Below are 25,318 nucleotides of genomic sequence, written 5' to 3' on the forward strand. Positions count from 1 at the left end.
ACGGCACCGTTTGGTACCGTTTGGGATGATCCTCAAGTAGTCGGATCAATTTTCAAGCGAATAGGTCCATTTTCGTCGTCTCAAGGCCATAAAACTTCGTGCGCGTCAGCTCATCCAGTTGCCTCCGTCGACATTATAAGTCTGGGCCACCACGTATTCGCTTTCCGCCGAGGCCAGGAAAATCGCCATGCCGACCAGGTCCTGCGCCGTGCCCATCCGGCCATACGGGACCTGTTGTCCGACGAGACGTTTCTTTTCCCCCAATGGCAGGTTCTCGTGACGGGCGAACAGCGCGTCGACGCCGTCCCAGTGTTCGCCATCCACCACGCCGGGTGCGATGGCGTTGACGTTGATCCGATGCTTGATCAAATCCAGCCCGGCGGACTGGGTCAGGCTGATCACGGCGGCCTTGGATGCACAATAGACCGCCACCAACGCCTCGCCACGCCGGCCGGCCTGGCTCGCCATGTTGATGATCTTGCCGCCATGGCCCTGGGCAATCATCTGCCGCGCGGCAGCCTGCAAGGTGAACAGGGTGCCGGCGACGTTGATGGAAAAAAGCCGCTCGAAGCTTTGGCGCGTGATTTCGACAATGGGCGCCAGGTCGAACAAGGCCGCGTTATTGATCAGGATATCCAGCTTGCCCGCACGGGCCACGATTGCCTCGATGGCGCTGTCGATCGAAGCCTGGTCAGTCACGTCCATCCTGATCGCGTAGGCCCTGTCGCCCAGTTCCGCGGCGGTGGCTTGGGCACGCTCGAGGTCGATATCGGCAATGGCAACCATCGCGCCTTCATGAATGTAGGCCTCGGCGAACGTTCGGCCGATACCGCGGGCAGCGCCGGTCACCAGGGCGCTTTTTCCTACCAGTCGTTTCATGGGGCTATTCCTGTTGTTGTGGGGGCAAAATCGATTACAGCAGCGCCCCTGAAGGCTTACAAACGCAGGGAGGATGGCGAGCTGATACTTTTTTAACGCGGTGGAGAACGGCAGGCGCGTGTTAAAAAAGTACCGGTGGGCGGCCGGCACCAAGGCTGGCGAACCGCCGCGTGCTCGGCGTAAGGTGCCCGCAGTCACGATAAAGAGGCGCGACATGCCTGATCACCGAACACTCCTGTACGACCATCGACCCGCCGAGCTGGAAGTCATCCTGCCCGAGCCCGAGCACAGTTTTCGCTGGTACGAGCACGACTATCCCTATTCGCTGGCGCGTTGGAACCATCATCCCGAGTTTGAAATCCACCTGATTCGGCAGGGCAGCGGCCGGTTGCTGGTCGGTGACTACATGGGCTCATTCGGGCCCGGTCATGTGGCGATGGTTGGACCGGACCTGCCCCACGACTGGATCGGCGACGTTGCCCCCGGCGAACATCTGGCGGGGCGCGATGTGGTGTTGCAGTTCGACGGTGCCGTGCTGTTGTCGTTGCGCCGGACGCTGCCGGAACTGGGGGATTTGCAGCGATTGTTCGAGCGGGCCCGACGTGGCCTGGCTTTTAGCGGCGGCACCGCGCGACGTGCCGCGCAATTGCTCGAAGCGATCGGGCCGGCCCGGGGCCTGGCGCGACTGGCGCTGTTTCTCCAACTGCTCGACACGCTTGGCCGCGCCAGCGACAGCGAGGCCTCGTGCCTGGCAAGCCCTTGCTACGCGCCAGCCCTCGATGCGCGAAGCTCGGAACGCATCCAGAAAGCCTTCGACTACCTGCATGCCGAACTCACCGGCGACTTGCGCGTGTCGATGATCGCCCGGCAACTGGGCATGAGTGAACCTGGGTTCTCGCGCTTCTTCAAACGCATCACCGGGCATGGATTTATCGACCTGATGCGCAAGCTCCGGGTCCAGCGCGCCTGCCGGTTGTTGTCCCAAAGCGAAATGGCGGTGACTGACATCTGTTTTGAAGTCGGCTACAACAACCTGTCCAACTTCAATCGGCATTTTCGCGTCGAAATGAATCAGACGCCCAGCGACTACCGCCGCAGCCTCAGTGCCGGCTCGCCTACGGACAGTGTTCCTGCCATGCAAGAGAAAACGCTGCCGTGATAGGCAAAATATCTATGTAATACAAATAGAAACGGTTTTTTGTCTAGTCAGTCAGATCGTGCCGGTGCTTTTTCAACCGATACGCAAACTGCGCTCGGCTCAGCCCCAGCGAGCGGGCGGCTGCCGCGAGGTTGCCGCTGCTGAGCTGCAACGCTTCGTTGATCAGCCGGGACTCCAGGCCGTCGATGCTGAAATCCGCATCGGCCTGGCTCAAGGACAGCAGCAGCGGCGCGGTGGACGCTCCATCGCTTTGCGCCACGGCCGATGGCGAGAGTCCGCCATTGCCGTCGAGGGAATAGGCATCGGCAGGCAGTCGTTCATCGCGAAACAGGTGCATCAAGTCGATGGCCTGGCCTTCTTCGCTGGCGATCAAGCCCCGTTCGACGATGTTTTGCAGTTCTCTGACATTGCCCGGGAAGTCGTAGCGCAGCAGGACTTTCAAGGCGCGCATGGTAAGGCCCACCGACGTGCGGCCATATTCCAGGCAAAACCGCCTGAGGAAGGCATTGATCAGCAGCGGTATGTCATCGCGGCGCTCGCGCAGGGGCGGAAGGGCGATGGGGTAGACGTTGAGCCGGTAGAACAGGTCTTCGCGAAAATCACCTTGCGCCACGGCTTTGCGCAGGTCGAGGTTGGTGGCCGCGACGACTCGCACATCGACCTTGATGCCGTGGCCGCCACCGACCCGCTCGATTTCCCGCTCCTGCAATGCGCGTAGCAGCTTGCCTTGGCCGGCCAGGCTGAGGCAGGTGATTTCGTCGAGAAACAGGGTGCCGCCATGAGCCCGCTCGAAGCGGCCGGGACGTGAATGAGTAGCACCGGTATAGGCGCCGCGCTCGACGCCGAACAGCTCGGCTTCGATCAGGTTATCCGGTATGGCTGCGCAATTGAGTGCAATAAAAGGCCCTTCGCGGCGGCGGCTCAGTTGATGCAACTGGCGGGCGAACATTTCCTTGCCCACGCCAGACTCGCCGGTGACCAGTACGGTGGCCGGCGTCAGGGCGACCCGCTGCAAAGCCAGTGTCGCCGCGTTGAATGCCGCGCTGGCGCCGATCAGCGGTTGTTCGCTGTCAGGCAGCGCATCGCTGGCAGCCATAGGGTTGGGCCTAGGGCTAGAAGGCAAGGCCGCCGGCGGCTGTGAGGCATTGAGGTAGCTCAAATCACGCTCGATATCGCCCCATTGCTCGGCGGTCTTGCCGACGACACGGCAGCGCTCATGCCCCATGCCCCGGCATTCCACTTCGCGAAAGACCACCAGTTGCCCGAACAACCCGCTGACGAAGCCGATCGCATAGCCCAGCTCGGTCCAGCACACCGGATCCTGCCCGGTGCCATAGGCGGCGACATGCTCGTCCGCTTCGCAGGAGTGATGCCAGAGAAATTCCCCTTCGTAGAACCCCGATTCCGCATCGAACTTGAAGTGCAGCGGCTCGACCTTGGTCATGCCTTCGAGGGTATGCAGGTGCGTGCCTGCGCGAAATACCGCAGCGGCGTCGGCGTTGGGCCAGCGTTCACGAATCAGCCGCGCGTCCCGGGCGCCGGAGCAATAGCCGGTGCGGGTGAGCATGCCCCGGGCCTGTTCCAGCCCCTGGCGTTCGATGATTTCCCGGCGCAACGCGCCGAAGGATGAGCTGTGCAGCAGCAACATGCGCTGGTCGTTGAGCCAGATACGCCCATCGTCCGGAGAGAAAAACAGGCAATTCGTCAGTTCCGCCGGGGTGGGCGAGCTGCTGTCGCTCAGTTCCTTGCTGTCGCCGCGTGGACGAAAAGGCTCGGTCGTAAACCGCTCCGGCAGCGGACAGTGGGGATTATTCATTGTTATTGCCCCTGATGGCGGTAGTCGAAATGAGCACCTGGTCAGATAGTTATTAAGCATAACTTTATCAAATGAACAAGTGGCGATCGGCCAGCGGTCAGGCCGGCGAAAACGGCACAGGCGCCTGGTCAGTCGAAGAACATTGACCCAGAGCCTTGGACCATGTTTGTGCTTGCCGCCGGGCGAAACCGGCACACGGCTTGCTCAGCCACTCCTACGGCGTTTGCGCCAGCGCCGGCAAGGCGTGGCAAACGATGACAACAACAACGAGCCGGGAGCTTTAAATGTCTGCATCCGAAAACCACCTGCTAGCCCAGGTGACCGCGTGCGAATGTGTCTTCAATGGGGATTGGGTGCCTGCCTCGGGCCCGTTGCGGTCGATCATCGAGCCGGCCACGGGTGAGGTGTTGATGCGCAGTGCCACGGCCGACGCCGCCGATATCGCCAAGGCCAGTCGCGATGCGGCCCTGGCGCAGCCCGCCTGGGCCGCCCTCGGTCCACGGGAACGGGCCGCCATCTTTCGCAAGGCGGCCGATGTCGCCGAGCGCTCCTTCGCGGAACTGGCGTTGTATGTCGCCCGTGAAACCGGTGCGGCGCTGTTCAAGGGCCAGCATGAGGTGCGCGAGGCGATCGTGCTGCTGCATCAAGCGGCGGGCATGCTGTCCCAGGCCCACGGGGTGGTGCTGCCCAGCGCGGCGGGGCGTTTGTCTTATGCGCGGCGCCTGCCGCACGGCGTGATTGGGGTGATCTCGCCCTTTAATTTCCCCCTGGTGCTGTCCATGCGTTCCGTGGCGCCGGCCCTGGCGGCGGGTAACGCGGTAGTGCTCAAGCCGGATCCGCAGACTCCGGTCAGTGGTGGTTTTCTCATTGCCCGGCTGTTCGAGGTGGCGGGCTTGCCCAAGGGCCTGTTGCAGGTGTTGCCAGGCGCGGCGGACGCGGGTGAAGCCCTGTGCCGCGATCCCAACGTGAAGATGATTGCTTTCACCGGATCGACCGGTGCCGGCCGCAAAGTCGCTGAAGTGGCGGGGCGAAACCTGAAAAAGGTCGCGTTGGAACTGGGCGGCAAGAACCCGCTGATCGTCCTTGAGGACGCCGACCTGGACCTCGCTGCACGGAACGCTGCCTGGGGCGCGTGGCTGCACCAAGGGCAGATCTGCATGGCCACCGGATTGATTCTCGCCCATGAGTCTATCGCCCCGGCGCTGACCCGCAAATTGGTTGAGAAGGCCCGCGACTTGAGCGTGGGCAACGCCGCCCGCGAGGAGGCGGCGCTCGGGCCACTGATCAATCAGCGGCAATTGCAACGGGTGCACGAGATCGTCAGCGACAGCGTACGCGCCGGCGCGACCCTTGAAGCGGGCGGTGAATACGACCGTTTGTTCTATCAGCCGACTGTACTCAGCGGCGTGAAGCCGGGCATGCGTGCCTTCGAGGATGAGGTCTTCGGTCCCGTGGCAACCGTCGTCAGTTTTGCCAGTGACGAGGAAGCCATCGAACTGGCCAATCGCTCCGAATACGGCCTGTCGGCGGCAATTATTTCGCCGTCGGTGGGAAGGGCCATGGCCATGGGGGAGCGGCTTGAGTGCGGCATGTTGCACATCAATGACCAGACCGTCGCCGACGAGTGCATCAACCCGTTCGGCGGGCGTGGCGCCTCGGGCAATGGCGGCAGCGTCGGCGGTCCGGCGGATTGGGATGAATACACCCAGTGGCAGTGGGTGACGGTCAAGGATACCGCGCCGATCTACCCGTTCTGAAAGGCAGGTTTTTACAGGGACCCATGAGCTGAGGCCCCTGCGAGCGGACAAAAATAATAAGAGGACTCAACATGAAACTCGACAACAAGATTGTGTTGGTGACCGGCGTCTCGTCGGGCATCGGCGCCGCCACGGCGAGTCTGCTGCGTGCCCACGGTGCCCAGGTGATCGGTGTGGACCTCAAGGCACCGCACATGACCCTGGACGGATTTGTCCAGGGCGATCTGAGCAGCGCGGAGAACATCGACCGGCTGCTGCCGCAGCTACCCGCGCGGTTCGACAGCCTGTGCAACATTGCCGGAGTGCCGGGCACCGCAAACCCGCAACTGCTGGCGCGGGTCAACTACTTCGGGTTGCGCCACTTGAGCCAGGCGTTGCTGCCACGCATCAATGCAGGCGGCAGTATCGTCAATATCGCCTCGATCCTGGGAGCCGAGTGGCCGTTGCGCCTGGAGCAGCACAAGGCGCTGGCAGGCATCGACGGTTTTGCCGCCGGCCAAGCCTGGCTGGCCGAACACCCCGTACCGGACCCGACCTGCTACCAATATTTCAAGGAGGCCTTGATCGTCTGGACCTACGTCCAGGCCCAACCCTGGTTCCTGGAACATTCGGTGCGCATGAACAGCGTCGCGCCAGGCCCGGTCTTTACACCCATCCTCGACGATTTCGTGAACATGCTCGGCGAGGCCCGGACCCAGGCCGATGCCCATCGCATGAAACGTCCGGCGTATGCCGATGAGGTGGCGGCGGTGATCGCTTTCCTGTGCGCCGACGAGTCGCGCTGGATCAACGGCGTCAACCTGCCGGTGGATGGTGGATTGGCGTCCACCTACGTCTGAAGGGCTTATCCGTAGAACGCGGCGCAACCCGCTATCCGAAAAATAACAATAAAGAGAAACCGCCATGGATAACCTCAAAGATTGCTTTGGTTTCAAGCAGTGCGCCCTGTTCCTGGCGTTATGCAGCACCGGTGCGATGGTCGAGACGGTCGAGGCCATGCAAATTGACCTGGGCGATTCCGACTGGAAACTGCGCTGGGACAACACCATCAAGTACAGCCAGGCCTGGCGCCTGCACGGCCAGGACAGCCGCTTGACCAACGCGCCCACCGCCAACGGCCTGTACCCCTCGATCCAGAGCCAAGGCGATAAAAACTTCAGCAGCGGCCTGGTCTCCAACCGCCTGGACCTGTTCTCCGAAATGGACCTCAGCCGGCAAAACTACGGGCTGCGGGTCAGCGGCGCCGCCTGGTACGACGATATCTACAACCAGGACACCGACAGCAGCGAACAACCGCACTTTCTCAGCAAAACCCGCGAGCTCCACGGTCGCGACGCGGAGATTCTCGATGCCTTCGTGTTCTTGCGCGGTGACCTCGGTGATGACTCCCAAGGCGTCGCGCGGCTGGGGCGGCACAGCCTGATCTATGGCGAAAGCCTGTTCTACGGCGGCAATGGCATCGCCAATGCCCAGGGTCCGACCGATGTCGTCAAGCTGCTGAGCGTGCCGGGCACTCAATTCAAGGAAATCCTGCGCCCGGTCAATCAGATCTCCGGGCAGTTGCAGATCAACCCACAGCTGTCGGTGGGCGCCTACTATCAGTTCGAGTGGGAGCGTTCCAACCTGCCTGGCGCCGGCAGCTACCTGAGCGATGCCGATGCCATCGGCTACGGCAGTGGTCCGCTGCGCGAAGTGTTCGGCAACGACACGGTGAATGGCGGCGACCTTAAACCGCGCAATTCGGGGCAGGGCGGTATGCAGATCCGCTTCAAACCGAGCGGCACCGAGCTGGAGCTGGGGTTCTACGCGGCCCAATATCACGATAAGGCGCCGATCGGGCTGTACGCCTACCTCGACGGCCCGGCCGCCGCGGCCAGCGGGTTGCCGATCCTGGGTTCCTATCGTCAGGTCTACGCCGAAGACATCAAGACCGCCGGCGTCAGTTTCTCCACCGCCTATGGCCCGTTCAACTTTGCCGGTGAAACGTCGTTGCGCTGGAACGCGCCGCTGGTGAGCAACCTGCAAGTGGTGGCCCCCGGCGTGGAGGCCGATGGTGGCGACAATGAATTGTTCGCCAGGGGCAAGACCGCCCACGCCAACCTGTCGGCGATTTACTTGCTGTCGCCCAACGCGTTCTGGGACGGCGGCTCGGCCCTGGCCGAACTGGCCTGGAACCGCACTTTGAGCGTGACCAAGAACGCGGCCGCGCTGGATTCCAACACCACCCGCGACGCCACGGCGCTACGGGTACTGATGGAACCCGCGTACTTCCAGATCATCGACGGGATCGACCTGACCGTGCCCATCGGCATGGGGATCGTGCTCGATGGGCGCTCATCGGCGGTCAACAAATCCGGCTTCGGCAATACCCATTCCGGCGATTGGAGCGTCGGGCTCAAAGCCACCTATCTACAGCGCTGGGATGTCGGCCTCAACTACGTGAATTTCTTCGGCGCCCCGAAAGCCGGGCTGCGCGAGGACGGCAATTTCAGTTACGGACAGTCGCTGGCCGACCGCGACTTCGTCTCGCTCTACCTGAAAACCTCATTCTAATAAGGTGGATTCGCCATGCAGAACACAGCTTTCCTGAACACCTGTCTCCTGACCCTCGCCCTGACCGGCATGGGCCTGGCGCAAGCGGCGGTATCGCCTGAACAGGCCGCACGCTTGAAAACCGACCTTACTCCCCTGGGTGGCGAGCGCGCCGCTAACGCCGATGGCAGTATCCCGGCGTGGCAGGGCGGTTATACCCAGGTCGCGCCCGGCTATAAGCCGGGTGAAAAGCGTCCTGACCCATTCGCCGGTGAGAAACCGCTGTATTCGATCAAGGCATCGAACATGGAGCAGTACGCCGGCGAGCTGGCCGAAGGCACCAAGCTGCTGCTCAAGAAATACCCGGACTATCGCCTGGATGTGTACCCGACCCATCGCTCGGCGGCCGCGCCGCAATGGGTCTATGACAACACCAGCAAGAACGCCACCCGCGCTACGCTGGACGTGGACAGCGAGAAGGTCTCCAACGCCTATGGCGGTATCCCATTCCCGATTCCGGAAAACGGTGCGCAGGTGCTGTGGAACTATCGGTTGTCCTGGCAGGGCGGCGACACCATCAGCTCGCCTTTCGACACCTGGCTGATGACCGCCGGCGGCAAGAAAGTCCAGGCGACCCGGGCCCAGTACACCTACCAGTTTCCGTACTACGTCGAGGGCGGCAGCCTGGAAAATTACTCGGGCAAGTACCTGTTGGGCAAGCTGTTCACCGAGTTGCCGTCATCCAAAGCTGGCGAAGGCCTGATGACCCACTGGGACCTGGACCCGGCCAATCGGGCGGCCTGGCAGTATCTGGTCGGTCAGCGCCGGGTTCGTCGGGCGCCGAACATTGCCTATGACACGCCAGACTTCGTGACTTCCGGCGTTGGCCTGTTCGACGAAGCTTTCATGCTGTTCGGGCCGACCGATCGTTATGACCTCAAGCTGGTGGGCAAGAAGGAACTGCTCGTCGCCTACAACAACAACCGCGCCGCCCTGGCCAAGAGCGACGACCTGGTCAAGGCGAACTTCCTCAATCCTGATCTGGTGCGCTGGGAAAAACATCGGGTCTGGGTGGTCGAGGCCACGCTCAAATCCGGCAAGCGTCATGTCGTGCCGCGTCGCACTTACTACGTCGACGAGGATTCCTGGCAGATTCTGATGGCCGACGGTTATGACGCCCAGGGCAAGCTCGGTCGGCAGATGTATTCGTTGACGCTGCTGGCACCGGATCTGCCGGCCCTTACCGCGCAGGTGATGTGGGGCAGCTACAACCTCGACACCGGCGCCTATTTCCTCAACTCATCGAGCAACGACCTGACGGTCCAGTACCAGAAAGTCGCGAAGCCTTCGTCGTCCTATTTCACGCCGGATGCCATGGCCAACGAAAACATGCGCTGAACCCGTGCCGGCCGCGTCGCGGCCGCTCACGATCTCCAGGTGGGATAACGATATGAACGTTGAAAATCTTTTTGCGTTTCGCGCTCCGCTAAGGGCCGTGTGCGCCTTGGCGTTGTGCCTGTTGGCAAGCGTGTCCTTGCCTGCGCAGGCGACGACATTGGCGGTGCTGCAGCAGCCGGCACTGTCGACCACGAAGGCCCAGCGTGCGGTATTGCTTGGGCTGGCCCGGGCCGGCGAGCGCCTGGTGGCGGTTGGCGAGCGCGGGATCGTGCTGCTTTCCGATGACGCTGGCACGAGTTGGCGCCAGGCCAAGGTGCCGGTCAGCGTCAGCCTGACGGCGGTGCAATTCGTCGATGCCGAGCAGGGCTGGGCGGTCGGTCACCTGGGCGTGGTGCTGCATACGCAGGACGGCGGCGAAACCTGGCAAAAGCAACTCGACGGCGAACGTGCCATTGCCCTGGCGGTGCAGATCGCCGAGCGTGATGCCCAGCTACCTGGCGGTGCCACCCACCTGGAGCAGGCAAGACGCATGCTGGCTGATGGGCCGGACAAACCGTTTCTCGACCTGTATTTCAGGGATCGCCTGCACGGCTACGTCGTCGGCGCCTACAACCAGATCTACCGTACCGACGATGGCGGGCGGAGCTGGCAGCCGTGGATGCAGCACCTGGACAACCCCCAGGGCTTGAACCTGTATGGCATTCGCGCCGTGGGCAACGATCTGCTGTTGGTGGGGGAGCGCGGCCTGCTGTTGCGTTCGACCGATGCCGGGCAGGCGTTCCAGGCCTTGAAGTCACCTTATGAAGGCAGCTTTTTTGGCCTGCTCGGCACCCGCGACGGGGCCTTGGTTGCCTATGGCCTGCGTGGAAACGCCTGGTGGTCCGACGACCGTGGCGACAATTGGCGCCGCCTTGACACCGGGATCGAATCGACGCTGGCGAGCGCCCTGGAACTGCGCGACGGCGGCCTGCTGTTGGCCAGCCAGAGCGGCGAGCTTCTCTTCAGTCATGACCACGGTCGCAGCTTCGACAAACGCCAGAGCCGCAGCGGCGGGACTGTCGCTGCCGTGCAACAGGCGGTCGACGGCAGCCTGGCCAGTGTCGGCTTGAGCGGCGTGGCGGCTGATCAGGATCCGCGCGCCTCGGGCAAACCATGAAACTTCACGGTGTAGCGCTATCGGGCCACGGCTCGCGCAACAGGAGTCAAACTTGAAAGACGACAAAACCCAAACCGTGATCGGCCGCCAGGAAGACTTCGACCGGGCGTCAGGCAACTTCGCAGAGCGAGCGATTTTCAATCATCGACCGCTGGTGATCCTGCTGTGCCTGTTGGTGACCTTGGTGCTCGGTTGGCAAGCCACGCGCATCGGCATCAATGCCAGTTATGAGAAAACCATTCCCACCGGCCATCCCTACGTCGCCAACTTCCTGGAAAACCGCAGTGAGTTGAGCGGCCTGGGCAACTCGCTGCGCATCGCCGTGGAGGTCAAGCAGGGCAGTATCTTCGCCAAGGATTACCTCGACACCCTGGCCAAGCTCAATGACGAGCTCTATCTGCTGCCAGGTGTCGACCGCCCTTATATGAAGTCGCTGTGGACGCCGACTACGCGCTGGACCGCCGTGACCGAAGAAGGTCTGGACGGCGGCACGGTGATCCCTGACGACTACGATGGCTCGGCCGCCACTATCGAGCAGGTGCGGACCAACGTCGCCCGCTCCGGGGAGGTCGGTCAATTGGTGGCCGGCAACTTCAAGTCCAGCGTGATCTTCGTGCCGCTGCTGGAAATCAATCCGCAGACGGGCAAGGCGCTGGACTATGGCGCGTTTTCCCGGCAATTGGAGGCGTTGCGGGACAAGTACCAGACCGACGACCTGCGCATCCATATCACCGGTTTTACCAAGATCGTCGGCGACCTGATCGGGGGGATGACCCAGGTCCTGCTGTTCTTCGTCGTGGCGGTACTGGTGACGGTACTGGTGCTCTTCGTCTATACCCGTTGTGCGCGCAGTACCCTGGTGGTGGTGGTTTGTTCGCTGGCGGCGGTGCTTTGGCAACTGGGTCTGCTGGCCTTGCTCGATTATGAGTTGGACCCGTACTCGGCGCTGGTGCCGTTCCTGGTGTTCGCCATCGGCATGAGCCATGGTGCGCAAAAGATGAACGGCATCATGCAGGACATCGGTCGCGGCACCCATCGGGTGGTCGCTGCGCGCTATACCTTTCGCCGATTGTTCGCCGCCGGCATCACCGCCTTGCTGTGTGATGCGGTGGGCTTCGCCGTGCTGCTGCTGATCGACATCCGGGTGATCCAGGACCTGGCAGTCACCGCCAGCCTCGGTGTCGCCGTGCTGATCTTCACCAACCTGATCCTGCTGCCGATCCTGCTCAGCTACATCGGCGTCAGCCCCGCGGCGGCGCAACGCAGCCTGAGTGCGGAAACCACCGAACAGCAGGCGCAGATCAAGCATCCGCTGTGGCGTGCGCTCGATCTGTTCACCCAGCGGCGCTGGGCCATTGGCGCCATGTTGACGGGCTTGCTGCTGGCCGCGTTTGGGTTTGCCGTGAGCCTGCACCTGAAGATCGGCGATCTGGACCCCGGCGCTCCGGAGTTGCGAGCCGACTCGCGCTACAACCGCGATGCGCTGTTCATGACGCAAAACTATGCGGCGAGCTCGGACATCTTCGTGGTCATGATCAAGACCCCGGAAGACCAATGCACCCGTTACGCCAGTCTGTCGGCGGTGGATGCGCTGGCGTGGCGACTGGAGCAATTACCCGGCGTTGAATCGACCACCTCGATGGCGGCACTGAGCAAGATCGCCACGGCCGGTTATAACGAGGGCAACTTCAAATGGTATGAACTGATCCCCAATGACGGCGCCCTGGGGGCCGTGCAGACCCGCGCGCCGCGAGAGCTGTTCAACCAGGGTTGTTCGATGCTGTCGCTGTACGTCTACCTGGCCGATCACAAGGCCGACACCTTGAACCGGGTGGTGGAGGCCAGCGAGCAATTTATCGCCGGGCATCAGTTGCCGGAGGTCAAGTTCATGCTGGCGGCCGGCAGCGCGGGAATCGAAGCGGCGACTAACATCGTCGTGAAGAAATCCATGGGCGAGATGCTGTTCTGGGTCTACGGGGCGGTCAGCCTGTTGTGCCTGCTGACTTTCCGCAGTTGGCGCGCGACCCTGTGTGCGATGCTGCCGCTGATGCTCACCTCGATCCTGTGCGAGGCGCTGATGGTGGGGTTGGGAATGGGCGTGAAAGTTGCCACGCTACCGGTCATTGCGCTGGGTGTAGGCATTGGCGTTGACTACGCGCTGTATGTGCTGAGCGTGATCCTGGCTCGGATGCGCGCCGGCGACACGCTGGCCCAGGCGTATTACCAGTCGCTGCTGTTCACCGGCAAAGTGGTGTTGCTGACGGGCATGACGCTGGCTGTGGCGGTGTCGACCTGGGCTTTCTCGCCGATCAAGTTCCAGGCCGATATGGGGATCTTGCTGGCCTTCATGTTCCTGGTGAACATGCTCGGCGCGCTGATCCTGCTGCCCGCCCTGGCGTGGTGGTTGCTGCCGCAGGAGGTCTTCGCAAAAAAGCCTGAGCTGAGCCGGCGGGAACGGTGGGTGAGGGGATGAAAGAGCAGGCCCTGTGGGAGCGAGCCTGCTTGCAAGAATCTCCGTCAGGATTTTTGCGCAACCGGTCCTGCCGTGCTCATCCGCGGCACGGCCGAACGGCGAATCACACTGAGAATGGCCAATGTCGCAACCACCAATCCAGGGGACGTCGCCAGCAGTACCGCCGTGGTACCGCCCCCGGCCGCAAGGATCTGGCCGGCCGCCAAGGGGCCGGCCACCGAGCCCAGGCGTCCAATGGCCACGGCGGCGCCGACACCGGTCGCACGCACAGCCGTAGGGTAGGAGGGCGGCGCCGAGGCATAGAGCACCAGTTGCGCAGCCATGACAAACAACCCGGCGGCGAACCCGGCAAGGCCCATCGGCACGATGCCCACCGACAAACCGACCCCGGCCAGCGCGCTCAACAGCCCTGCATAGACAAACAGCACGACTTTGATGGGGTTGTAACGGTCAAGCAGCAGGCCACCGATCAACGAACCCAAGGCGCCGCCGATGTTGAACAGCATCTGCACCAGGCCGGCCTGGGGTTTGCTGAAGCCCTGTTCCAGCAGCAACGAAGGCAGCCAGTTGAGCAGCATGTACATCACCGTAAGGGTGAAAAAATAGCTCAGCCACAGGCCCAGCGTAGTCAGGCCCCGGCCTTCACCGAACAGCGCCTGGCCGGTCGAGCCGCGGGCTTCACCACCCACTTGCTGGACTTGCTTGAAGGCGCTGGACTCCGGCAGCCACAACAACATCAGCGGTACCACCAGCAAGGGCGCCAGGCCGCCGATGAAAAACGTCATCTGCCAATGCTCGCCAAAGGCCATCGCAACCACCGCCGCCAACGCGCCTCCCAGCGGAACACCGGCATACATCACGCTGATGGCGGTGCCCCGGCGTTGCTCGCCCACCGCTTCGGCACACAGCGCAATGAGGTTGGGCAGGGCGGCGCCCAGGCCGAGCCCGGTCATGAAACGCACCAACAACAGGCTGGAAAACTGTTCGACATAAGCAGTACCGAGGGAAAACACGCCGAACAGCAGGACGGCGGCGATCAGGATCTTCTTGCGGCCGATGCGATCGGCGATCCAGCCGCCGAAGAACGCACCCGGCAGCAGGCCGATGATCCCGGCGCTGAAGACCCAACCCATCATTTTCGGGTCCAGGGCAAACGTCTGCCGCAGGCCGGCAGCGGCGGTCCCGGCGGATTGGAGATCAAACCCCTCGATCAGCGCGACGATGAAACACAAGGCGATGGTCAGCGTCGCTCGGCGCGGCGGATGGTTCATGGCGAATCCTCTTATTGTTTTTGTCAGGACTGCGGTTCAGGAGAAAACCTGCAGGTGCAATTAAGATTAACAAAGCTAACTAAAAAATGAATCGCGGCTCGTTCGCAAATAAATTCTGTCAGTTCGCTATTAAAATCAGTTGCTTGCCTGTCAAAAGCCGAATATCTGGAAAACTGGTTAAAGATATTAACGTTCGATTATCGGTCACTTCGCATTGACGAAGCCCCCTGGCCATTTCCATTCTCTGTCCGCGCGGCCCGTCATCCGGGACCCGCCTCGATAGAAAACAACAACAAAAAATGGAAATCGAACATGCCGAACGTTATCCGGGACGTCCATGCCCCCGTTGCTTTGCCGATCATCCAGCTCTTCGCCTGGGTCGGGCTAAGTTTGTGTTCCACCGCGTCATGGGCCGAAGGCTTCGTCGAAGACAGCCACGGCACGCTGACCCTGCGCAACTACTACATGGACCGTGACTACAAGGACGGCGGCGCCAAGACCGCCGCCAGGGAGTGGGCCCAGGGTGTATTCATGAACGTGGAGTCGGGGTTCACCGCGGGGACGGTCGGGTTCGGCCTTGATGCGAGGGGGTTGCTCGGCATCAAGCTCGACTCATCGCCTGACCGCAGCGGCACCGAACTGCTGCCCGTGTCCAGTAGCGACAAGCGCGCGGCGGATGAATACTCGCGTCTGGGCCTGACCGGCAAACTGCGTATCGCCCAGACGACGGTGAAAACCGGCGACGTGTCGATTTTCCTGCCGTTTGCCTTCGCCAGCCCGTCGCGCCTGCTGCCCCAGACGTTTCGCGGGACGACGCTCAGTTCCAAGGACATCGAGGGCCTGACGCTCAACACCGGTTATATCGACCGTATCGCCCGGCGCGATTCCACCGATTACCAACCCATGGCCATCGCCTCGCCCAATCGCCGTTTCAACGGCGCGGCGACCACGTCCCATATGGCGTATGTGGGAGGCGATTATCAGGTCAACAAGGACCTCAGTCTGCGCGTCTACCACGCCGAGGTGGCTGACCTGTACCAACAGAACACCTTCGCACTGCTGCACAACGTGGCATTGGGCGGTGGCGTGCTGACCACCGACCTGCGCAGTTTCTTCAGCGACGACGACGGCGCCGCCAAGGCAGGGAAGGTGGACAATCGCAACGTCTCGGCACTGGTGGGTTACCGCTTCGGCGGCCATCGCGTGAGCCTCGGCTACATGCATTCCAGCGGTGATACCGCGACGCCGTATGTGTCCGGCACCGAGCTGATGGGCTTGAGCGAAATGACCATGAGTTCGGATTTCCTCAACGCCAAGGAGCGTACCTGGCAAGCGATTCACGACTATGACTTCGCGGCGGTAGGCGTGCCTGGCCTGCGAACCCGGTTGCGCTACGTGCGGGGCGATCACATCGAGCTGGCGGCGCTCAACGCCGAAGATCGCAAGGAACGGGAGTTCCAGATGGAGCTGGGCTATGTGATCCAGAGCGGTCCGCTGAAGAACGTTGGGCTGCTGGCGCGCAAATCGATCTACCGCAATGACTTCCCCGGCACGGCGGCGTTTCGCGACGAGAACCAGACGCGGTTCCTGGTGACGTACAGCGTGCCGATTTGGTGATGACAGGAAACCGGGCTGTTTGAAGGGCTGTTGTGGCGAAGGAGCAAGCTCCCTCGCCACGGGAGAGCGGTGTCGTCTATTGATAAACCTTCTTCAACAACCGCAGCAGGTCCTCGCGCTCGGCGGCGGAAAGCGCAGCGGTGGAATCAAGATCACTCTCTATGGCGATCTGCTTGAGTTCCTTGAGCAGTGTCTCGCCGGTCTTGCTCAGGAAAATCCCATAGGAGCGTTTGTCCGGCTTGCAGCGCACCCGCACGGCCAAGGCACGGCTTTCCAGTTTGTTCAACAACGGCACCACTTGCGGAGGCTCGATGGCCAGCGCCTTGGCCAGGTCGGCCTGCATCAGGCCGGGGTTCTGGTCGATGATCGCCAAGGCCGAGAACTGGGCGGGCCGCAGGTCGTGGATGGCGAGACGGCCGATCAGGTTCTGGAACAGTTTCAACTGGGCGCGACGCAGGGCGTAACCGATCAGGTCATCCAGGGCGGAATCCAACGGTGCCTGCGTGTCGTTACCGTCGGCAGGTGTCTGGGCGGCGGTTTCGGCACGCTTGGAAGACTTGGCCATCGAAAGGAGCATCCTCAAGGTCAGTGATTAACAAGGCTATCCAGTTTGCCGAGGTTGCGCGGCGATGGCTACGTCCCTTCGCACATTTGTTGTCTGGGAGCGTTTGCAGAGGCTCTGAAAATACTAGATAAATCGATTAATAGTTAATTGACATAACTAATATTCAGGGTTAGTTTTTGATCATCTTCAGCCAAGAACAAGAGAGCACGCGCCATGAGCAATTACGAAGGTCGCTGGACAACGGTCAAGGTCGAGATCGACGACGGCATCGCCTGGGTCATCCTAAATCGCCCGGAAAAACGCAACGCCATGAGCCCGACCCTCAACCGCGAGATGGTTGATGTGCTGGAAACCCTGGAACAGGATCCTGCGGCCGGCGTGCTGGTGCTCACTGGCGCCGGGGAAGCGTGGACTGCTGGCATGGACCTCAAGGAATACTTTCGGGAAGTGGACGCCGGGCCGGAAATCCTTCAGGAGAAAATTCGCCGCGAAGCCTCGCAATGGCAGTGGAAACTGCTGCGCATGTACGCCAAGCCGACCATCGCCATGGTCAATGGCTGGTGTTTCGGTGGCGGGTTCAGCCCGCTGGTGGCGTGCGACCTGGCGATCTGCGCTGACGAAGCCACCTTCGGGCTCTCGGAAATCAACTGGGGCATTCCGCCTGGCAACCTGGTCAGCAAAGCCATGGCCGACACCGTGGGCCACCGCCAATCGCTGTATTACATCATGACTGGCAAGACCTTCGGCGGGCAGAAAGCCGCCGAGATGGGCTTGGTCAACGAAAGCGTACCCTTGGCGCAGCTGCGCGAAGTCACCGTGGAGCTGGCGCGCAACCTGCTCGAGAAGAACCCCGTGGTGTTGCGTGCGGCCAAGCATGGTTTCAAGCGCTGCCGCGAGCTGACCTGGGAGCAGAACGAGGATTACCTCTACGCCAAGCTGGACCAGTCGCGCCTGCTCGACACCGAAGGGGGCCGGGAGCAGGGGATGAAGCAGTTCCTCGACGACAAGAGCATCAAGCCGGGCCTGCAAGCCTACAAGCGTTGAGAAAACAGGGCACCCGGGAGCTGTTCGCCCACGGCGCCCGGCGCTACTGTGAATGCATTCCAATAAAGACAATAAAGAGGAATCACCATGCTGGACGTGCCCCTGTTGATCGGCGGCCAGTCGTGCCCGGCCCGTGACGGCCGGACCTTCGAACGCTGCAACCCGGTGACCGGTGAAGCGGTGTCTCGCGTGGCCGCCGCCACGTTGGAAGATGCCGACGCCGCTGTGGCGGCCGCACAAGCCGCTTTCCCTGCCTGGGCCGCGCTGGCGCCCAACGAACGTCGCACCCGCCTGCTACGCGCCGCCGAGCAATTGCAGGCCCGCAACGGCGAATTCATTGCCGCTGCCGGCGAAACCGGTGCCATGGCCAACTGGTACGGTTTCAATGTGCATCTGGCCGCGAACATGCTGCGCGAAGCCGCGTCCATGACCACTCAAATCAATGGCGAAGTCATTCCTTCGGACGTGCCGGGTAGTTTCGCCATGGCCTTGCGTCAGCCGTGCGGTGTGGTGTTGGGAATCGCGCCGTGGAATGCTCCGGTGATCCTCGCCACTCGCGCCATTGCCATGCCGCTGGCCTGCGGCAACACGGTCGTGCTCAAGGCGTCGGAAATCAGCCCGGCGGTGCACCGTTTGATTGGCCAGGTGTTACAGGACGCCGGCCTGGGTGACGGCGTCGTGAACGTCATTTGCAACGCCCCGGCGGATGCCGCCGCGATCGTCGAACGGCTGATCGCCAATCCGGCGGTGCGGCGGGTCAATTTCACCGGCTCGACCCATGTTGGCCGGATTGTCGGCGAACTGTCGGCCCGTCACCTCAAGCCGGCATTGCTGGAGTTGGGCGGCAAGGCACCGTTGCTGGTGCTGGACGATGCCGATCTGGATGCGGCGGTGCAAGCGGCGGCGTTCGGCGCTTACTTCAACCAGGGCCAGATCTGCATGTCCACCGAGCGCTTGATCGTCGACGCGAGCATCGCCGATGCCTTCATCGAGCGGCTCACGAAGAAGATCGCCACCTTGCGCGCCGGTGATCCCGGGGCCAGTGATTCGGTGCTGGGTTCGTTGGTGGACGCCAGCGCCGGCCAGCGCATCAAGGGCCTGATCGACGATGCCCTGGCCAAAGGCGCGAAGCTGGTCGCGGGCGGCCAGTTGGACGGCAGCATCTTGCAGCCGACCTTGCTCGATGGGGTTACCCCGGACATGCGCCTGTACCGTGAAGAATCCTTCGGGCCGGTGGCAGTGCTAGTGCGCGGCGAGGGTGACGAAGAACTGCTGCGCCTGGCCAATGATTCGGAGTTCGGTTTGTCGGCGGCGATCTTCAGTCGCGACACCAGCCGTGCGCTGGCCTTGGCCCAACGAGTCGAGTCCGGCATCTGCCACATCAACGGCCCGACCGTGCACGACGAAGCGCAAATGCCCTTTGGCGGCTTCAAGTCCAGCGGTTACGGCAGCTTTGGCGGCAAGGCGTCCATCGAGCATTTCACCCAGTTGCGCTGGGTGACGATGCAGAACGGCCCCCGGCATTACCCGATCTGAAAATCCGTCGCATTGTCGGCGGTGCGCCGCGAAGGCCACCGCCCGATGCAGGCCAGACATAACAATGACAAGGCCGCAGCCAGGTGCTGCCACGTTCTGCTCGCCCTGCGCGACCCGAGCGTGCCTTGATGGAGGAGATGTACCGTGAGTTCCGAGTTCAGTTCATCCTCCCGGGCCGAGCCTGTGCGTTATCGCCAGGTGTCGATCGGTCACCCCGCCGTTGAAGTGAAGGAAGAGCAGGGCATCCTGCACATGCGCTCCCTGGAGCCCCTGGCCCCGTTGCCGTCACGCCTGCTGGATCGCCTCGTGCACTGGGCCGAGGTCCGGCCGAACCAGACCTTTGTCGCTGCGCGGGAAAACGACGGCGATTGGCGTCATGTCAGTTACGCCGAGATGCTCGCCAGCGTGCGGGCTATCGCCCAAGGTTTGTTGAGCTATGGATTATCGGCGGAGAAACCCTTGGCGCTGTTGTCGGGTAACGACATCGAGCATTTGCAGATGGCCTTGGGCGCGATGTACGCCGGGATTCCCTACTGTCCGGTGTCGCCGGCCTATTCGTTGTTGTCCCAGGACTTCGCCAAGCTTCGGCATGTCTGTGATCTGTTGAGGCCAGGGCTGGTGTTCGTCAGCGATGCCGCGCCGTTCGAACGGGCAGTCAATGCCGTGTTGCCTGCGGATGTTCCCTTGGTCACCGTGCGTGGAGAAATACCTGGTCGGGCCAGGACAAGCTTCGCCAGCCTGCTCGCACAGCCGGCTGGTGTCGAGGCCGACCGCGCGTTCGCTGCGACCGGGCCGGACAGCATTGCCAAGTTTCTCTTCACCTCCGGTTCCACCAAGTTGCCCAAGGCGGTGATCACCACCCAGCGGATGCTCTGCGCCAACCAACAGATGCTGTTGCAAACCTTCCCGGTCTTCGGCGAAGAGCCGCCGGTGCTGGTGGATTGGCTGCCGTGGAACCACACCTTTGGTGGCAGCCACAACGTCGGCATCGTGCTGTACAACGGCGGCACGTTTTATCTGGACGATGGCAAGCCCACCGTCCAGGGCTTCGCTGAAACCTTGCGCAACCTCAAGGAAATTTCCCCGACGGCCTACCTGACCGTGCCCAAGGGCTGGGAAGAACTGGTGAGCGCCCTGGAACAGGACGCCGATTTGCGCGAACGCTTTTTCAAGCGCATCAGTCTGTTTTTCTTCGCCGCGGCGGGCCTTTCCCAAAGCACTTGGGATCGGCTAGACAAAGTCGCCGAGCAACATTGCGGTGAACGAATCCGCATGATGGCCGGCCTGGGCATGACTGAAGCGTCGCCATCCTGCACCTTCACCACCGGACCGCTGTCCATGGCGGGCTACATCGGTTTGCCGGCGCCCGGTTGCGAAGTGCGGCTGGTGCCGGTGGACGGCAAGTTCGAAGGACGCTTTCGCGGGCCGCACATCATGCCAGGCTACTGGCGCTCGCCGCAGCAGACCGCCGAGGTGTTCGACGACGCGGGCTTCTATTGCTCGGGCGATGCCATCAAGCTCGCCGATCCCGCCAACCCGCAACTGGGGTTGATGTTCGATGGGCGCATCGCCGAGGATTTCAAGCTGTCCTCCGGGGTATTCGTCAGTGTCGGGCCATTGCGCAACCGCGCCGTCCTCGAGGGCACGCCTTACGTCCAGGACCTGGTGGTGACCGCGCCGGATCGCCCGCACCTGGGCGCACTGGTGTTCCCGCGCCTGCATGATTGCCGTCGACTCTCGGGCCTGGGCCCGGACGCCAGCGACGCCGAGGTACTGGCGAGCCCGCCGGTACGCCAATGGTTTGCCGATTGGTTGCGGCGGCTGAACCGCGATGCGAACGGCAACGCCAGTCGTGTGGAATGGATCGCACTGTTGGACGAACCGGCCTCCATCGACCGTGGCGAGATCACCGACAAAGGCTCGATCAACCAGCGCGCGGTATTGCAATGGCGCGCGGCCAAGGTCGAGGCCCTGTATCGGGGAGAAGACCCAGCGGTCCTGCGTGCTGGATCGGCCGGCTGATAGCGTTTTTTGTGGGAGCGAGCCTGCTCGCGAAGGCGTCGTCATGGGCAATATGATCGTCGACTGACCCTCCGCTTTCGCAAGCACGCTCGCTCCCACATTTGATTGCAATTACTATGGCGGCTCTCTCTTCCCTGGATATCCCCTGAATGAGTAAGCCCGGCCAAACGGTGCTGGTCGCGTTGCGTCGAATGATCGCTTCAGGCGAACTGGCGGCCGGCGAGCGCTTGATGGAGATTCCCACGGCGCAATTGTTCGGTGTCTCTCGCATGCCGGTGCGCATGGCGTTTCGCACCCTGGAGCAGGAAGGGCTGCTGGTGCGGTTTGGCGGGCGTGGTTTCCAGGTGCGCTCCGTCAGCGCCGATGACATTGCCGGTGCGGTGGAAGTCCGTGGGGTGCTCGAAGGCCTGGCGGCGCGGCAAACGGCCGAACGCGGGTTGTCCGAAGAGGCTCGTCGCGCGCTCGAACGGTGCCTGGTGCAAGGCGATGAACTGTTCGCCAAGGGCTATGTGACCGAAGAAGACCTGGAGGTCTACCACGACCTCAACATGCGCTTTCACCAAGTGATCGTCGAAGGCAGCCACAACCCGGCCATTGCCGACGCCCTGGCGCGCAACGATCATCTGCCATTCGCCTCTGTCACCGCCCTGGCGGTCGATCGCCAGAACATGGCCGGCGAGTACCGCCGTTTCAACTACGCCCACATGCAGCATCACTCGGTGTTCGATGCACTGGTCAATCGCCAGGGCGCCCGTGCCGAGGCAATCATGCGTGAGCATGCCAACGCCACCCTGCGCTACGCCGAGGTGTTTGGCTCGACGCTGGCGGATGAGCGGATGAAGGTGATCCTTAAATCCGAATGAGGCTCTACTGCTGGTAATTGTGGTGTCTTAAAGATCCAGCACCAACAACGGCGTCCTGGACCTCGAACAGCACGGCGTGAACTGGTCGTTGCAGGCTTGCTCGGCCTCGGTCAGGAACATGTCCCGGTGGTCCGGCACGCCATCCAGCACACGGGTCAGGCACGTGCCGCAGACGCCTTGCTCGCACGAAATCGGAACCTCGACGCCGTGACTTTCCAGCACTTGGACCACGCTCATGTCCGCCGGTATTTCGAAGACCTGACCGCTGCGGGCAAGCTTCACCGAAAAGCGGCCATCGGCGCTGGTGTCGGTGGGGGCGGCGGCGAAGTATTCCCGGTGCAGGTTGGATTCCTGCCAGCCTTGGGCCTTGGCGGTGTCGAGGATGTGTTGCATGAAACCACCGGGTCCACACACGTATAAATGCTGATCCTGATCGGACGAAGCCAATACCCGCGCGGCATCCAGCGCCGTGGCGGGGTCTTCATCGAAGTGCAAGAACACCCGGTCGGCATAAGGCGATTGCTGCAAACGGTCCACAAAAGCCGCGCGATCCCTGGACCGGGCGCAGTAATGCAAGGCAAACGCAGCGCCGCTCTGGGCCAGGTGTTCGGCCATGCACAGGATCGGCGTGATGCCGATACCGCCCGCAAACAGCAGGCTGCGGCTAGCCTGCGGGGCGAGCGTAAACAGGTTGCGTGGTTCGCTGATGAGTAGGCGCATGCCCGGCTGGATCTGCTCATGCAGGCTGCGCGAGCCCCCCCGTGAAGCGGGATCCTTGAGCACGCCGATGAGGTAGCGATGCCGCTCCTCGGGATGATTGCACAGTGAGTACTGGCGGATCAGCCCGTCGGGCAAATGCACATCGATATGGGCGCCGGCGGTAAAGGCCGGGAGTGGTTGGCCATCGACCGTCGTCAGCTCGTAGCTGCAGATGTCCAGGGCTTCGTTGTTGCGCGCCGCGACGTGGACTTCGATCATGGCCGTTGCTCCGCGTGTTGCGGCTGGCGCGTGCTGGCGATCAACGCTGCCTCTTGTTCGCGTTCCCGGGCGATCCAGCGTTCCAGCACCCGCCGCGATTGCACGCCGCCGGCGTCGATATTGAGCTTGAGCAGGTTGCGTTGCGGATGGTCCAGCAGGTTGCGCTGCTGGCGTTCGAGCATTTCGAGGTCTTCGCTGAAAATCTTGCCCTGGCCTTCGCGAATGTTGGCGGTCAGCGCTTCGTCCTGGGGCTGGAAGTGCCGGGCCATGCCCCAGAAGTACCAGATGGACGTCTCGGTTTCCGGGGTGATGAAATCGACCACGATGCTCGACGCCTTGTACTGCGGCGCGGCGTGATAACCGCCGTGGCCGGCATGGGCCACGCCGACTTCAATCAGTACGTGGCTGGGCGGGGTGAAGCGGCAGATCTGCCAGCGATCCACCGGCACATCATCGGCCAGGTTGTTGCCCCGCAGCGCCATGCGCCAGAACGGCGGGGCCATGATGTTTTCCATGTGCCGGGCGGTGACGACTTCGTCGCCTTCGACCGTGGTCACCGGGGGCGCCTCGTCAATTTCCTTCTGGCCGATGCTCGACGCATGCACATAGGTTTCGTGGGTCAAGTCCATCAGGTTGTCGATCATCAGGCGATAGTCGCAGTGGATGTGGAACAAGCCGCCGCCATACGCCCATTCGTCACTTTCCGCCCATTCCAAATGCGGGATCAGCGCCGGGTCGGCCTGCGCCTGTTCACCCGGCCAGACCCAGATAAAGCCGTGGCGTTCCTGCACGGCGAAGGTCTTGTTGCAGGGAAACCCCCGCACTCGTTGGCCGGGCATCTCGACGGTCCTGCCATCGCCGCCCATCACCAGGCCGTGATAGCCACACACCAGATTGCCGTTCTCGACGTAACCCAGCGAGAGCGGGGCGCCACGGTGCGGGCAGAAATCCTCGACCGCCGCGACCTTGCCTTCATGCCCGCGGTAGAAAACCATTTTTTCACCGCAGATCTGCCGACCCAGCGGCTTGTCGGCAATTTCGTCAGGCGTGCAGGCGACGTACCAAGTGTTCTTGGGGTACATGAACGGATCTCCAGGCTGGTTTTGTTTTTGTCTGTGGATCCATTAACTCTCTTAACTAATTTGCTTGTCAACGATTTTGGTGGGTCGGCTGATGACTGGCTGCAGTCAATGGATCCATTAGGTGAGCTAAAAGCGATAAGCCGCCGGGACCTGCACTTCGATGAACCGCTGCATGTGCTCCAGGAAACAGGCCTGCAATTTCGACAAGGGTCCCTGGATCGGCAGCAGCATGCTGAAGTCCATTTCAATCGCCGGCTCGAAGGCGCGAAAGACGATGCCGTCGCCCCGGTATTCGACCGCGCTGATGGCGTCCACCAGGGCAACGCCAAGGCCCTGCTCGACGAAGGTGCACATGGGCTGCGAGAGCTGAGTCTCCAGCCGCAGCTCACGCTCCACGCCATGGGCGGCAAAGATCGCGTCGATGTGTTGGCGAGAGCCGATGGACTGCGGATAGGAAATGAACCGCTCGCCTTGCAGGTCTTCCGGGAAGACCGTCGCGCGATCCACCAGGCGATGGCCGGCGGGCAGGGCGCAGAGCATCCGCGTCGCCAGCAGTTTTTCGGCGCGGGGGCTCGGATAGGTGTTGGGCAGGACGATCAAGCCCAGGTCGCAGCGCTGGCCCACCACCAGGTCCACCACTTCCCGCGATGACTGCACCATCAGGGTGATCTGCACCCGGTCATGCTCGGCCATGAACGCGGCGATGGCTCGCGGCAGGAACGACAAGCCCATCGCCGGCGCGCAGGCGATGTGCAACGAACCCCGCTTCAAGTTGCGGATGTCTTGGGCCGTGCGGGCGATCCGCTCGACGCCCAGCAGTGAGCGCTGCACTTCTTGATACAGCGTCATGGCTTCGGCGGTGGGTTGCAGTCGACCCTTGATGCGGTCGAACAGGCTGAAACCGATGTCTTCTTCCAGGCTGGCGATCAGCCGGGTCGCGGCGGGCTGGGAGATGTGCAGCATCTCGGCGGCGCGGGTCACCGTCTGTCCCAGGATCACTGCGCGGAAGGCTTCCAGCTGGCGAAGGTTCATAAGCTTATCTATCCATAACAAAAAGACATGAGCTATCCAAAATAAAGCATTTTTCATGGGCTTGGCAGCGTCCTAGGATTTCCGTCATCAATTCATAAGGCCGAAAACTCAGCGTTTCTAACGAAACAGAACGGCTAT

19 protein-coding genes are annotated in these 25,318 nt (G+C 62.3%); 12 read left to right on the plus strand and 7 right to left on the minus strand.

The features are described from left to right. Positions 1-105: 105 nt before the first annotated feature. Positions 106-879, minus strand: a complete 774-nt coding sequence (locus J3P79_RS12745) for an L-iditol 2-dehydrogenase (protein WP_434611062.1) — start codon at positions 877-879, stop codon at positions 106-108. Between the two features lie 214 nt (positions 880-1,093). Between J3P79_RS12745 and J3P79_RS12750 the strand changes: the two genes are divergently transcribed. Then, a complete protein-coding gene (locus J3P79_RS12750; protein WP_434611064.1) occupies positions 1,094-2,038 on the plus strand; it encodes an AraC family transcriptional regulator in 945 nt (314 codons plus the stop codon). Positions 2,039-2,081: 43 nt separating this feature from the next. Here J3P79_RS12750 and J3P79_RS12755 read toward each other — a convergent pair whose 3' ends face one another. Beyond that, complete coding sequence (locus J3P79_RS12755; protein WP_434611067.1) at positions 2,082-3,854, minus strand: sigma 54-interacting transcriptional regulator; 1,773 nt, start codon at positions 3,852-3,854, stop codon at positions 2,082-2,084. A gap of 284 nt (positions 3,855-4,138) precedes the next feature. Here J3P79_RS12755 and J3P79_RS12760 point away from each other — a divergent pair, with 284 nt between their 5' ends. From J3P79_RS12760 to J3P79_RS12785, 6 genes are all read left to right on the plus strand, one after another. Next, positions 4,139-5,611: a benzaldehyde dehydrogenase gene (locus J3P79_RS12760; RefSeq protein WP_434611069.1), complete on the plus strand. Its 1,473-nt coding sequence runs from the start codon at positions 4,139-4,141 to the stop codon at positions 5,609-5,611. 71 nt (positions 5,612-5,682) lie between these two features. Beyond that, positions 5,683-6,450 carry a coniferyl-alcohol dehydrogenase gene (locus J3P79_RS12765; protein ID WP_434611071.1) on the plus strand — a complete coding sequence of 256 codons (768 nt, stop codon included), beginning with the start codon at positions 5,683-5,685 and terminating at the stop codon, positions 6,448-6,450. Positions 6,451-6,514: 64 nt separating this feature from the next. Next, positions 6,515-8,164, plus strand: coding sequence for a DUF1302 domain-containing protein (locus J3P79_RS12770; RefSeq protein WP_434611073.1), 1,650 nt, complete (start codon positions 6,515-6,517; stop codon positions 8,162-8,164). Positions 8,165-8,179: 15 nt separating this feature from the next. After that, positions 8,180-9,541 carry a DUF1329 domain-containing protein gene (locus tag J3P79_RS12775; protein WP_434611074.1) on the plus strand — a complete coding sequence of 454 codons (1,362 nt, stop codon included), beginning with the start codon at positions 8,180-8,182 and terminating at the stop codon, positions 9,539-9,541. Positions 9,542-9,593: 52 nt separating this feature from the next. Then, complete coding sequence (locus J3P79_RS12780; protein WP_434611076.1) at positions 9,594-10,697, plus strand: WD40/YVTN/BNR-like repeat-containing protein; 1,104 nt, start codon at positions 9,594-9,596, stop codon at positions 10,695-10,697. Between the two features lie 52 nt (positions 10,698-10,749). Then, on the plus strand, positions 10,750-13,170 hold the full coding sequence (locus J3P79_RS12785) for an efflux RND transporter permease subunit (RefSeq protein ID WP_434611077.1): 2,421 nt from the start codon (positions 10,750-10,752) through the stop codon (positions 13,168-13,170). Positions 13,171-13,214: 44 nt separating this feature from the next. On the opposite strand, the gene mhpT is transcribed toward J3P79_RS12785, so the two are convergent. Then, positions 13,215-14,441, minus strand: coding sequence for a 3-(3-hydroxy-phenyl)propionate transporter MhpT (gene mhpT, locus J3P79_RS12790; protein ID WP_434611079.1), 1,227 nt, complete (start codon positions 14,439-14,441; stop codon positions 13,215-13,217). Between the two features lie 312 nt (positions 14,442-14,753). On the opposite strand from mhpT, the gene J3P79_RS12795 reads away from it, so the two are divergent. Next, complete coding sequence (locus J3P79_RS12795; RefSeq protein ID WP_434611081.1) at positions 14,754-16,058, plus strand: OprD family porin; 1,305 nt, start codon at positions 14,754-14,756, stop codon at positions 16,056-16,058. Positions 16,059-16,134: 76 nt separating this feature from the next. On the opposite strand, the gene J3P79_RS12800 is transcribed toward J3P79_RS12795, so the two are convergent. After that, positions 16,135-16,623: a MarR family winged helix-turn-helix transcriptional regulator gene (locus J3P79_RS12800; RefSeq protein ID WP_434611082.1), complete on the minus strand. Its 489-nt coding sequence runs from the start codon at positions 16,621-16,623 to the stop codon at positions 16,135-16,137. Positions 16,624-16,836: 213 nt separating this feature from the next. On the opposite strand from J3P79_RS12800, the gene J3P79_RS12805 reads away from it, so the two are divergent. From J3P79_RS12805 to J3P79_RS12820, 4 genes are all read left to right on the plus strand, one after another. Continuing rightward, positions 16,837-17,667 carry a p-hydroxycinnamoyl CoA hydratase/lyase gene (locus J3P79_RS12805; RefSeq protein WP_045156060.1) on the plus strand — a complete coding sequence of 277 codons (831 nt, stop codon included), beginning with the start codon at positions 16,837-16,839 and terminating at the stop codon, positions 17,665-17,667. Between the two features lie 87 nt (positions 17,668-17,754). Continuing rightward, entirely contained in the window at positions 17,755-19,203 is a 1,449-nt protein-coding gene (locus J3P79_RS12810) for an aldehyde dehydrogenase (RefSeq protein WP_434611084.1), read from the plus strand. Between the two features lie 144 nt (positions 19,204-19,347). Beyond that, complete coding sequence (locus J3P79_RS12815; RefSeq protein WP_434611086.1) at positions 19,348-21,225, plus strand: feruloyl-CoA synthase; 1,878 nt, start codon at positions 19,348-19,350, stop codon at positions 21,223-21,225. A 149-nt stretch (positions 21,226-21,374) separates the two neighbouring features. Continuing rightward, complete coding sequence (locus J3P79_RS12820; RefSeq protein ID WP_434611087.1) at positions 21,375-22,088, plus strand: GntR family transcriptional regulator; 714 nt, start codon at positions 21,375-21,377, stop codon at positions 22,086-22,088. A gap of 27 nt (positions 22,089-22,115) precedes the next feature. Here the strand turns inward: J3P79_RS12820 and J3P79_RS12825 are convergent, their stop codons facing one another. From J3P79_RS12825 to J3P79_RS12835, 3 genes are all read right to left on the minus strand, one after another. Then, positions 22,116-23,066, minus strand: a complete 951-nt coding sequence (locus J3P79_RS12825) for a PDR/VanB family oxidoreductase (protein ID WP_434611089.1) — start codon at positions 23,064-23,066, stop codon at positions 22,116-22,118. Beyond that, a complete protein-coding gene (locus J3P79_RS12830; protein ID WP_434611091.1) occupies positions 23,063-24,148 on the minus strand; it encodes a Rieske 2Fe-2S domain-containing protein in 1,086 nt (361 codons plus the stop codon). The genes J3P79_RS12825 and J3P79_RS12830 overlap by 4 nt, the downstream gene beginning before the upstream one ends. 126 nt (positions 24,149-24,274) lie before the next feature. Further along, entirely contained in the window at positions 24,275-25,180 is a 906-nt protein-coding gene (locus J3P79_RS12835) for a LysR substrate-binding domain-containing protein (RefSeq protein WP_434611093.1), read from the minus strand. Positions 25,181-25,318: the final 138 nt, after the last annotated feature.

This window comes from Pseudomonas sp. R1-7 (assembly GCF_051132105.1).
GTDB lineage: Bacteria > Pseudomonadota > Gammaproteobacteria > Pseudomonadales > Pseudomonadaceae > Aquipseudomonas.